Below are 11,116 nucleotides of genomic sequence, written 5' to 3'. Positions count from 1 at the left end.
ACCCCATACGGTTATGGAACCGGTCCCCGACCTGCGGTTTCACGGCTCGCGCGCCGGGGCAGTGGGCGCGCACGGCGCCGCGGCCGTCCGCCGGGCGCGGCGCCGCCGGCGGGGACCGATCCGGCGCCGGCAGAGGTCGATCCGAGGAACCGTTCCGAGGGGCCGACGCCCCGTCAGCCGCCGCACTGCTGGAGCATCATCCGCTTGTCCGCGGACGTCACCGGCAGCTCGTACTTCAGCGAGACCTGCGCGAACCGCACGCTGTAGGCGCAGCGGACGCTCTTGTTCGGCGGCAGCCACGACGCGGGGCCGGAGTCGCCCTTGGCCCCGTTGGCAGGGCCGTCCACCGGGAGGAGGTTGAGCGGGTCGTTGGCGATGTCCTCGCGCTTGCCCTTCGACCAGCGGGCGGCGCCCATCTGCCAGTCGTAGGACAGCGGCATGACGTGGTCTATCTGCACCTTCGACGCGTGGGCCTTCGTCCATGCGATGGTCCTGCCGGTGTACGGGTCGTGCAGCGTCATGGAGACGACCACGCAGTCCGAACCGGACCGGAAGCGCACCGCCTCCCCGTCGCGCTTCAGCAGGTCGTTGCGCGAGTCGCAGCCGTTGTGGGAGAAGGGGATGCCGCCCGGAGCGGAGTCCATCCAGGCGTAGCCGAACTTGTTGCGGGCGTAGCCCGTCTTCGGCCCGCGCCCCTTCGTCGCGACCTTCCCGATCAGCGCGCGCGCCTTCGCCAGGTCCGCGGACGAGGTGATCGCGGCAAGTCCCGGCTTCGTCCCGTCGGGGTTGTCCAGCGGGCTCACCGCCCGGCCGCCGCTGCCGCTGCCGCCGCCGGCCGCGGCCGTCGCGGCGGCGGACCCCGACGGACCGCCGTCGAGGGTGATGCCACCGCCCTTGCAGCCCGTGAGGACCACCCCGGCGGCCAGCACCATCGCCGCGACACCCTTCAGACGCTTCACCCGCGCCCCTCCCCTGCTCTCCGGCTCCGCCCCGCAGGGCCGAGTCTTCCCTACGCGGCATCCGGTACGCCAGGCGGCCACCGGGAGGAGCGGCGTCGGCTCGCCCGAGGCCGCGCCGCCGGACGGGTCGGGGAGGCTGCGCGGGGTGGGCCGGGGAGGCGGCGCGGGACGGACCGGGGAGGCGGCGCGGGACGGGCCGGGTGCTCAGGAACCCAGCACGGAGGTCAGGAACTCCCCCACCCAGCCGAGCAGTTCGCGTCCGACCAGCGGCTTGCCGCCGACCCTGGCCGTCTTCGGGCGGGGCACCAGCACCTGGTGCGCGTTCGCCCTGATCACGCTGCCGGGGTAGAGGCGCTTGAGCCGCAGCTCCTGCGACTCGCGCAACTCCACCGGCGCGAAGCGGATGTTGCTGCCCTGCAGCACGATCTCGCCCACGCCGCAGGCCCGCGCCAGCATCCGCAGCCCCGCCACCAGCAGCAGGTTCTCCACCGGCTCGGGCAGCTTGCCGTAGCGGTCGGTGAGTTCCTCCCGTACGGCGGCGACGTCCTGCTCGGTGTTGACGGAGGCGATGGCCCGGTAGGCCTGGAGGCGCAGCCGCTCGCCCGGCGCGTAGTCGTGCGGGACGTGCGCGTCGACCGGAAGCTCGATCTTGACCTCCAGCGGCGGCTCCTCCTCGATGCCGCCCGACTCCAACTGTTTGCGGTAGTCCGCGACCGCCTCGCCGACCATGCGGACGTACAGGTCGAAGCCGACGCCCGCGATGTGACCGGACTGCTCGCCGCCGAGCAGGTTGCCCGCGCCGCGGATCTCCAGGTCCTTCATCGCCACGTACATGCCGGCGCCCATCTCGGTGTGCTGGGCGATGGTCGCCAGGCGCTCGTGCGCGGTCTCGGTCAGCGGCTTCTCCGGCGGGTACAGGAAGTAGGCGTAGCCGCGCTCCCGGCCCCGGCCGACCCGGCCGCGCAACTGGTGGAGCTGGGACAGGCCGAAGTTGTCGCCGCGTTCGACGATGAGGGTGTTGGCGTTGGAGATGTCGATGCCGGACTCCACGATCGTGGTGGAGACCAGCACGTCGAACTTCTTCTCCCAGAAGTCGACGACGACCTGCTCCAGCGCGGCCTCGGACATCTGCCCGTGCGCGGTGGCGACGCGTGCCTCGGGCACGATCTCGCGCAGCCGGGCCGCGGCCCGGTCGATGGACTCGACCCGGTTGTGGATGTAGAAGACCTGGCCCTCGCGGAGCAGCTCGCGGCGGACGGCCGCACCGATCTGCTTCTCCTCGTACGGCCCGACGAAGGTGAGGACCGGGTGGCGCTCCTCGGGCGGGGTGGTGATGGTCGACATCTCGCGGATGCCGGTGACCGCCATCTCCAGGGTGCGCGGGATGGGGGTCGCGGACATGGTCAGGACGTCGACGTTGGCGCGCAGCTTCTTGAGCTGCTCCTTGTGCTCGACGCCGAAGCGCTGCTCCTCGTCGACGATGACCAGGCCGAGGTCCTTGAACTTCGTCTCCGAGGAGAACAGGCGGTGGGTGCCGATGACCACGTCGACCGACCCTTCGCGCAGGCCCTCCAGGACGGCCTTCGCCTCGGCGTCGGTCTGGAACCGGGACAGCGCCTTCACGGTCACCGGGAACTGCGCGTACCGCTCGCCGAACGTCCCGAAGTGCTGCTGCACCAGCAGCGTGGTCGGCACCAGCACGGCGACCTGCTTGCCGTCCTGGACGGCCTTGAAGGCGGCGCGGACGGCGATCTCGGTCTTGCCGTAGCCGACGTCGCCGCAGATCAGCCGGTCCATCGGGACCGTCTTCTCCATGTCCTCCTTGACCTCGGCGATGGTGGTGAGCTGGTCGGGGGTCTCCGCGTAGGGGAAGGCGTCCTCGAGCTCGCGCTGCCACGGGGTGTCCGGGGCGAACATGTGGCCGGGGGCGGCCATGCGGGCGCTGTAGAGCTTGATCAGGTCGGCGGCGATCTCCTTGACGGCCTTCTTGGCGCGCGCCTTGGTCTTGGTCCAGTCGGCGCCGCCGAGCCGGTGCAGGGTGGGCTGCTCGCCGCCGACGTACTTGGTGATCTGCTCCAGCTGGTCGGTGGGGATGTAGAGCCGGTCGCCGGGCTGGCCGCGCTTGGCGGGCGCGTACTCCACCACCAGGTACTCGCGGGTGGCGCCCTGCACGGTGCGCTGCACCATCTCGATGTAGCGGCCGACGCCGTGCTGCTCGTGGACGATGAAGTCGCCCGACTCCAGGGTGAGCGGGTCGATGGCCTTGCGGCGCCGTGCGGGCATCCGGGCGCCGTCCCGGCCGGCCGCCCGCTGACCGGACAGGTCGGTCTCGGTGAGCACGGCGACCCTGAGGTCGGGGTCGACGAAGCCGTGCTCGATGGAACCGCAGGCGACGTGCACCACCGAGGGGGACAGCTCTGCGAGGTCGGCGTCGAGGCGGGCCGCGACGCCCTCTCCGCCGAGCACCTCGACGGTACGGGCGGCCGGCCCGTGGCCCTCGGTGACGAAGACGGCGCGCCAGCCGTCGGCGAGCCAGCCCTTGGTGTCGGCCAGGGCCCGCGCGGTGTCGCCGCGGTAGGTCTCGGGGGCGTGCATGCCCAGCTTCAGGGAGTCGGCGCCGGCGGCCGCGGGGTCGGTCAGCTCCTCGTCGGCGGCGAACGGCGACACCGACCACCACATCATGTCCAGCTCGCGGGCCCGGTCGCGGACGTCGGCGATCGACCACAGGGAGGCCGCGCCGACGTCGATGGGGGCCTGACCGCCCCCGGCGGTCGCCGCCCAGGAGGCCTGCAGGAACTCCTGGCTGGTGGCGACGAGGTCGGCGGCGCGGGTGCGGACCCGCTCCGGGTCGCACACGACCGCCATGGCGCCCCGGGGCAGTACGTCCAGCAGCAGTTCCATGTCGTCGACGAGGACCGGCGCGAGGGACTCCATGCCCTCGACGGCGATGCCCTCGGCGATCCTGCCGAGCAGTTCGCCGAGTTCGGGGTGCTCCTCGGCGAGGGCCCGCGCACGGCTGCGGACGTCGTCGGTGAGCAGCAGCTCGCGGCAGGGCGGCGCCCACAGTCCGTGCTCGGCGACCTCCAGGGAGCGCTGGTCGGCGACCTTGAAGTAGCGGATCTCCTCGACGTCGTCGCCCCAGAACTCGACGCGCAGGGGGTGTTCCTCGGTGGGCGGGAACACGTCGAGGATGCCGCCGCGCACGGCGAACTCGCCCCGCTTCTCGACCAGCTCCACGCGTGCGTACGCGGCGGCGGCGAGCGCGTCGACGGTCTCGGCCAGGTCGGCGCTCTGCCCGCTCCTCAGGGACACCGGTTCCAGCTCGCCGAGGCCTTTGACCTGGGGCTGGAGCACGGACCGCACGGGTGCGACGACGACCGAGACGGGACCGGTCTCGGGGTCGTCGGGGCGGGGGTGGGCCAGGCGGCGCAGCACGGCCAGACGCCGGCCCACGGTGTCGCTGCGGGGGCTGAGGCGCTCGTGCGGGAGCGTCTCCCAGGAGGGGTACTCCACGACGCCCTCGGACGGCAGCAGGGAGCGCAGCGCGGCCGCCAGGTCCTCGGCCTCCCGGCCGGTGGCCGTCACCGCCAGCACCGGGCGGCCGGTCTCGCGGGCGAGCGCCGCGATCCCGAACGGGCGGGCCGCGGGCGGGCCGACCAGGTCGACGTGCATGCGGTTGCCGTCGGTGGCAGCCCTGATCGCTTCCGCGAGGGCGGTGTCCTTGACGACGGCGTCGAGCAGACCGTGCAGGCTCATGGAAGGGCTTCCATCCAGGGGTGGGCAACACGAAAGGCCCGACGGGAGTCGCGGCCGGGGGTGTCCAGAGTACGACGGTGGGCGACCGTCCGCCGGGCCTGTGGACGACCGGCGGTCGAGCAGGCGTGCGAACGGCCGGTGCCGGGAGTCGTCCGACTCCCGGCACCGGCTTCCGCCGTGGCCCCCGTCCACGGCGGCCGTGCGCGTCCCTGGTGACCGGTCGCGCGTCCCGCGGGGCGGGCGGCTGCCGCGCGGCCCCGCCGCGGCGCGCCTACTCGGTCGCGATGGCGTTCAGCACGTTCATCCGCCCGGCGCGGAAGGCCGGGACCAGCGCGGCGAACAGGCCGACGAACGCCGAGCCGACGAAGACGGCGACGATCGTGGGCCAGGGGATCTCGAGCACGGTCAGCCCCTCCAGGGCGAGGAGCTTCTGCGCGGTCGCGCCCCAGCCCATGCCCAGGCCGAGCCCCAGCAGGGCGCCGAAGAGGGCGATCACGACCGACTCCATGCGGATCATGCGGCGGAGCTGGCGGCGCGAGAGGCCGATCGCCCGCATCAGGCCGATCTCCCGGGTGCGTTCCACCACCGACAGGGCCAGCGTGTTCACCACCCCGAGGATCGCGACGATGATCGCGAGCGCCAGCAGGCCGTAGATCAGGTTCAGCAGCTGGCCTATCTGGTCCTTCAGCGCCTGCTTGTAGTCGGTCTGGTCGCGGACGGTGTACTGCGGGTAGTCGTGCAGCGCGGACTTCAGCGCACGGTAGGCGGAGTCCTGCTCGCCGTCCCGGGCGGTGGCGAAGACGAGGTCGTCGAGGGGCATCCGCTCGGCCGGGACGTACCGGGCGAGCGTCGCGGTGGAGGTGTACATCGCCCCCTTGTCGATGACGGCGTCGTCGCTGGTGATGGCGCGCACGGTCAGGTGGGCGGTGGAGCCGCCCGCGAAGTGCACGGCGAGTGTCGACCCGAGGTGGATGTCGTGGTCCTCGGCGAACTTCTCGTACACGGACATCGAGTCGCGCCGGTAGGCGTCCGCCAGCTTGCCGTCGACGACGTCGGTGTGCAGGTCCTGGGCGTAGCTCGGGTCCGCGGCGGTGATGCCCGTGCCCTTGAGGGTCCTGCCGTCGGGGGTGGTGAAGTCGGCCTGGGTGGACTTGTACTCGGTGACCCGCTTCAGCCCCGGGGTGTCTTTCACGGCCTGCACGGCCTGCGGGGTGATCAGCTGGCCGCTGTCGCTCTGGATGATGAAGTCGGTGCCGACGGTCTTGTCGAGCTGGTCGGTGGCGGAGGCGACCATGGAGGAGCCGACCACCGACAGGCAGGCCACCAGGGCCAGGCCGATCATCAGGGCGGCGCCCGTGGCGCCGGTGCGGCGCGGGTTGCGCAGGGCGTTGCGCTCGGCCATCCGGCCGACCGGTCCGAACGCGCGCAGCAGGACGGCTCCGAGGACGCGCACGACGCCGCCCGCGAGCAGCGGGCCCACGACCACGAACCCGACCAGGGTGAGGACCACGCCGAGGGCCAGCCACAGTGAACCGGTCGTCGCCCGGTCGGCGACCGCCGCCGCGTAGAGGCCGCCGGCGCCGGCCACGGTGATCAGCGTGCCCACCAGGGCCCGCACCCGGCCCGCTCGGGCGTCGGCCGGGGCGTGCGCCTCGCGCAGCGCGGCCATCGGGGAGATCCTGGCGGCGCGCCGGGACGGGAAGTAGGCGGAGGCCAGGGTCACGAGGACGCCGCACACCAGGCCGGCCACGGGGGTGGTCCAGACGACGGTCAGGTCATCGGTGGACAGGTGCATGCCCAGTTGGCCCATGAGCTTCATCAGACCGACGGCGATGCCGACGCCCGCGCCCACGCCGAGGACGGAGCCGACCACGCCGAGCAGCAGCGCCTCGGTCAGTACCGAGCGGTTGACCTGCTTCCGGGAGGAGCCGAGGGCCCGCAGCAGGCCGATCTCCCGGGTGCGCTGGGCGACCAGCATGGAGAAGGTGTTGAAGATCAGGAAGATGCCGACCAGGAAGGCGACCGCGGCGAACCCGAGCATGGCCTTGCGCATGACTCCGAGGAAGCCCTCGACGTCCTTCTGGTTGGCGTCGGCGGTCTCCTGGGCCGTCTGCACCTTGTAGTCGCGGCCGATGGCGGCGACCACGTTCCGCTTGAGCTGCGCGTCGCCGACGCCGTCCGCGGCGGTGACGTTGACGTTCGTGTAGACGCCGGTGCGGCCGACCAGCGTCTGCTGCGCGGTGCCGGTGTCCAGGTAGAAGATCGCGGCACCGGGGTTGGTGACCTGGAAGGCGGCGATGCCGGAGATCTTCGCGGTGTGCGTGCCGACCGCGCTGATCACGCCGATCTCGTCGCCGAGCCGGAGGTGGTGCTTGTGGGCGGTGTCCTCGTCCACCATCACCTGGTCCGCGCCGTGCGGCGCCGCCCCCTCGGTGATCTTCATGGTGCGGGCCTCGTTGCGGTTCCAGCTGCCGACGATGGTCGGCGCTCCGCTGGACGGCGACAGGCTGTCCTTGTCGGCGTCGACGACGGTCACCGCGGACGAGAAGACGGCCCCCTCGGCCGACCGGACGCCCTGCACCGCGCGGACCCGGGTGAGGACGGAGGCCGGCATTACCGGAGGTCTGCCGTTGCCGGCGGTCGTCTCGCCGGTGTCCGAGGCGTCCTTCGCGCTCACCGTCACGTCGGCGGAGGTGGCGGAGAACAGCTTGTCGAAGGTGGTGTTCATGGTGTCGGTGAACACGAGCGTGCCGCAGACGAACGCCACCGACAGCAGCACCGCGACCGCGGACAGCGCCATACGGCCCTTGTGCGCGACGAAGTTGCGGAGGGAGGTCTTCCACACGGTCATGACGTGCGCCCCCGGGCGTCGAAGTCCTTCATGCGGTCCAGGACCTGCTCCGCGGTGGGCTGCAGCATCTCGTCCACGATCCGGCCGTCGGCCAGGTAGAGCACCCGGTCGGCGTACGAGGCGGCCACCGGGTCGTGGGTGACCATGACGATGGTCTGGCCGAGTTCGTCCACCGAACGGCGCAGGAAGCCGAGCACCTCGGCACCGGCGCGGGAGTCCAGGTTGCCGGTCGGTTCGTCACCGAAGATGATCTCCGGGCGGGCAGCCAGGGCGCGGGCGACGGCGACCCGCTGCTGCTGGCCGCCGGAGAGCTGGGTGGGCCGGTGCTTGAGCCGCTCGGCGAGGCCGACGGTGTCCACCACGCGCTCCAGCCAGTCCCGGTCCGGCTTGCGGCCGGCGATGTCCATGGGCAGCGTGATGTTCTCCAGGGCGTTCAGGGTGGGCAGCAGGTTGAACGCCTGGAAGATGAAGCCGACCCGGTCGCGGCGCAGCCTGGTGAGCTTCTTGTCCTTCAGGCCGGTTATCTCGGTGTCGTCCAGGTAGATCTGCCCGGACGTCACGGTGTCGAGGCCGGCGAGGCAGTGCATCAACGTGGATTTGCCCGACCCCGAGGGGCCCATGATCGCGGTGAACTGGCCGCGGGCGATGTCCACGTCGACGTGGTCGAGTGCGACGACGCGGGTCTCGCCGGCGCCGTACGCCTTCACGACCTGCCGCGCCCGCGCGGCAACGGCCGTACGCCCTCCGGTTCCCCCGGGCCTGGGAGTGGTCACAGCCGATGTCACGGTAAGTCTCCTATCTCGATGGTGAGATGTCGTTCGTGCGGGTGACGGGATGTCGTTGCCGGGCGGCGGCTCGCCCCCGGTGGCGGTGCTCGGTGAGCGGCCCGGGGAGCCGGTCCGCTCGGCACGTCGAGGAGTCTTCCGCTCCGGGCCGCCGGGCGCGCTGGTGCGCGGCCCCGTCCTGCCCGGGGGATAGCCCCACCTCCGCCGGTCCGGTGAAGCCTCCCGGCGGCGTACTGCCAGATTAGGGACGGCACGGGGCCGTCTCGTCATCCGCCGGAACGAACCCTCCCCGAGCCTCAGTACGGAGGGACCCCTAGGGGCTCTCCACCTTCGAGGGGACGACTCTCGGGGTCGGCGTCCGCCCGCCCCTCCGGCAAGAGTGAGCCCTGACGCAGGGGGAGGTTCAAGTGGCCGCTCGCGATGCGGCGAGGCCGACCCCGCCGGAGGGGTGCCGCAGCCCTGAAAAGTCTGAGTTAACGGCGGTAATGTCGCAGGTCAGTGAAGGTTCGGTGCCGTAATCGCATACCGACCGGCCAGTTTGGCCAAAAGGCAGCGGAAAACCCTACCAGCGAGTAGCGTGCCTGGGCCGCCCCCCTCCCTGCGGTCCGCCCCCACGGACCCGAGCCGCGCAAGGAGCACCGGGATGTCCTACGACTCGTCCCCGTCGTACCCAGAGCCCACCGCCCACCCGCCCGGACCGCCGTACCGGCGCCCGTCCCCTCCGCCCCAGGGCCACCCCTGGCAGCCGACACCGCCCGCCCCCCGGCAGCCGCACCGGGAGCAGTACCGGGAACAGCACCGGGAGCAACTCGTCCACCCCGGCGACCTGCGGTCCCTGCGCCAGGCCTACCAGCGGCAGCGGCGCACCACGACGCTGACCGCGCTCGGCTACTTCAGCCTCTTCCTGCTGCTGTCGGCGTTCGTCCCGTCCTTCATGACCCTCACGGTCGCCGACGGCCTGCCGATCGGGCTGCTGCTGGCGCTGCTCCAACTCCCCGTCACCTGGACGGCGATCGTCCTGTACGAGCGGACCGCGCGCCACCGTGTCGACCCGCTCGCGGACCGCATCCGCCGGCAGGTCGAACTGGACGCGAGGCGGGAGGCGGCGCGATGACCGAGTTCGGCGGAAGCGCGCAGACGCTGTCCCTGATGGCCTTCACCGCCGTCGCCACCGTCACGCTGCTGCTGTGCGTGATGACCGGCCCCGACCGCGACGACCTGGACGAGTTCTACACCGGGTACAGCTCGCTGTCCCCCATGCGCAACGGCCTCGCCATCGCCGGCGACTACATCTCGGCCGCCAGCGTGCTGGGGACCGGAGGCGTGATCGCGCTGTTCGGGTACGACGGCATCGTGCTGGCGCTGAGCACCGCGCTGTCGCTGATGCTGCTGATGTTCCTGCTGGCGGAACCGCTGCGCAACGCGGGCCGGTTCACCATGGGTGACGCGCTCGCCCGCCGCATGACGGGACGCGGGGTGCGGATCGCCGCCAGCCTGGTGACGCTGGCCGCCCTGCTGCCGCTGATGCTGGTGCAGCTCGCGGGCACGGGGCAACTGCTGGCGTTCATCCTGGGTTTCTCCGGCGACGCGCTGAAGACCGGCATCATCATCGGCCTGGGCGGGCTGATGATCAGCTATGCGGCGATCGGGGGGATGAAGGGCACCGCCCTCATCCAGATGCTGAAGATCGTCATGCTGCTCGGCTCCGGCGCCGTCGTCGCCCTGCTCGTCCTGCACCGCTTCGACTGGGACCCGGGCGCGCTGTTCGACGCGGCCGCCGCCAAGAGCGGCGTCGGCTCCGCCTTCCTCCACTCCGGCCTGGAGTTCTCCCACTCCGGGGCCAGCCCCCGGCTGGACATGATCAGCGCGGAACTCACGGTGGTCCTCGGCGGCGGTTGCCTGCCGCACGTCACGATGCGCATGTACACCGCCTCCAACGCCCGTCAGGTGCGCCGCTCGATGTCCTGGGCGGTGTCCTGCGTGGCACTGTTCGTCCTGGTCATCACGGTCGTCGCGATCGGCGCCACGGCACTGGTCGGGCGCCAGGTGATCGCCGGGGCCGACCCGCAGGGCAACACCGCCTACCTGCTGGGCTCGCGGGCCGTCCTCGGCGCGGACGTCTCCGGCGCCGAGACACTGCTGTTCACCACCGTCACCACGGCGATCTTCCTCACCGTCCTCGCGTCCGTCGCCGGGATGATCCTCGCCTGCGCCAACTCCCTCGCCCACGACGTCTTCGCCACCCGGGTGCAGGAGATGTCCCCGCGCCGCGAGATGCTGCTGGCCCGCCTGTCGGCCCTGGGCGTGGGCGTCACCGCGATCGTCCTGGCCACCCAGGTCCAGCACCGCAGCCTGCAACCGCTGGTGACCCTGTCGTTCTGCCTGGGCGCCTCGGCCATCGCGCCCGCCCTCGTCTACAGCCTCTTCTGGCGCGGCTACACCCGAACGGGCCTGCTGTGGACGCTGATCGGCGGCACCCTGTCGGTGCTGGTGCTGATGCCGGGCACCAACCTCGTCTCCGGCTCCCCCGCCGCGGCCTTCCCCGAGTTCGACTTCAACTGGTTCCCGTTCACCACGACCGGCCTGGTGACGATTCCGCTGGGCTTCGCCTTCGGGTGGGTCGGCACGCGGCTCTCCGGCCGCAACGAGGCGCGGGAGCAGGCCCGTCAGTACGAGGCGGTGGAGGGCCTGATCCTCGCCGGAGCCGGACGCCGCGGCGACTGAACGGGGCTGCACGCAACCGCAACCGGCTGCACGCCACGGCT

Annotated in this window: 6 protein-coding genes; 2 read left to right on the top strand and 4 right to left on the bottom strand. The window is 72.0% G+C overall.

The genetic code is table 11. The features are described from left to right. Positions 1–173 precede the first annotated feature (173 nt). The 4 genes from ACL02U_RS30450 to ACL02U_RS30435 all read right to left on the bottom strand — a co-directional run bounded on the left by ACL02U_RS30450 (position 174) and on the right by ACL02U_RS30435 (position 8,351). Positions 174–932, bottom strand: a complete 759-nt coding sequence (locus ACL02U_RS30450) for an HNH endonuclease family protein (protein WP_412794231.1) — start codon at positions 930–932, stop codon at positions 174–176. A gap of 231 nt (positions 933–1,163) precedes the next feature. Continuing rightward, positions 1,164–4,715: a transcription-repair coupling factor gene (mfd, locus tag ACL02U_RS30445; protein ID WP_412794222.1), complete on the bottom strand. Its 3,552-nt coding sequence runs from the start codon at positions 4,713–4,715 to the stop codon at positions 1,164–1,166. A 271-nt stretch (positions 4,716–4,986) separates the two neighbouring features. Next, on the bottom strand, positions 4,987–7,566 hold the full coding sequence (locus ACL02U_RS30440; protein ID WP_412794221.1) for an ABC transporter permease: 2,580 nt from the start codon (positions 7,564–7,566) through the stop codon (positions 4,987–4,989). Then, positions 7,563–8,351: an ABC transporter ATP-binding protein gene (locus ACL02U_RS30435; protein WP_412794220.1), complete on the bottom strand. Its 789-nt coding sequence runs from the start codon at positions 8,349–8,351 to the stop codon at positions 7,563–7,565. Before ACL02U_RS30435 ends, ACL02U_RS30440 begins: the two co-directional genes overlap by 4 nt. A gap of 643 nt (positions 8,352–8,994) precedes the next feature. Between ACL02U_RS30435 and ACL02U_RS30430 the strand changes: the two genes are divergently transcribed. Together ACL02U_RS30430 and ACL02U_RS30425 are read left to right on the top strand one after the other, a co-directional pair. Further along, positions 8,995–9,465: a DUF485 domain-containing protein gene (locus ACL02U_RS30430; RefSeq protein ID WP_412794219.1), complete on the top strand. Its 471-nt coding sequence runs from the start codon at positions 8,995–8,997 to the stop codon at positions 9,463–9,465. Beyond that, the gene (locus tag ACL02U_RS30425; RefSeq protein WP_412794218.1) at positions 9,462–11,075 is read left to right on the top strand and encodes a cation acetate symporter; all 1,614 of its coding nucleotides are present in this window, start codon (positions 9,462–9,464) and stop codon (positions 11,073–11,075) included. Before ACL02U_RS30430 ends, ACL02U_RS30425 begins: the two co-directional genes overlap by 4 nt. The last annotated feature ends 41 nt before the right edge of the window (positions 11,076–11,116 follow it).

The sequence above is a fragment of the Streptomyces sp. MS06 genome, assembly GCF_047200655.1.
Taxonomy (GTDB): domain Bacteria; phylum Actinomycetota; class Actinomycetes; order Streptomycetales; family Streptomycetaceae; genus Streptomyces.
This window is presented reverse-complemented; position numbering and strand designations above follow the sequence as displayed.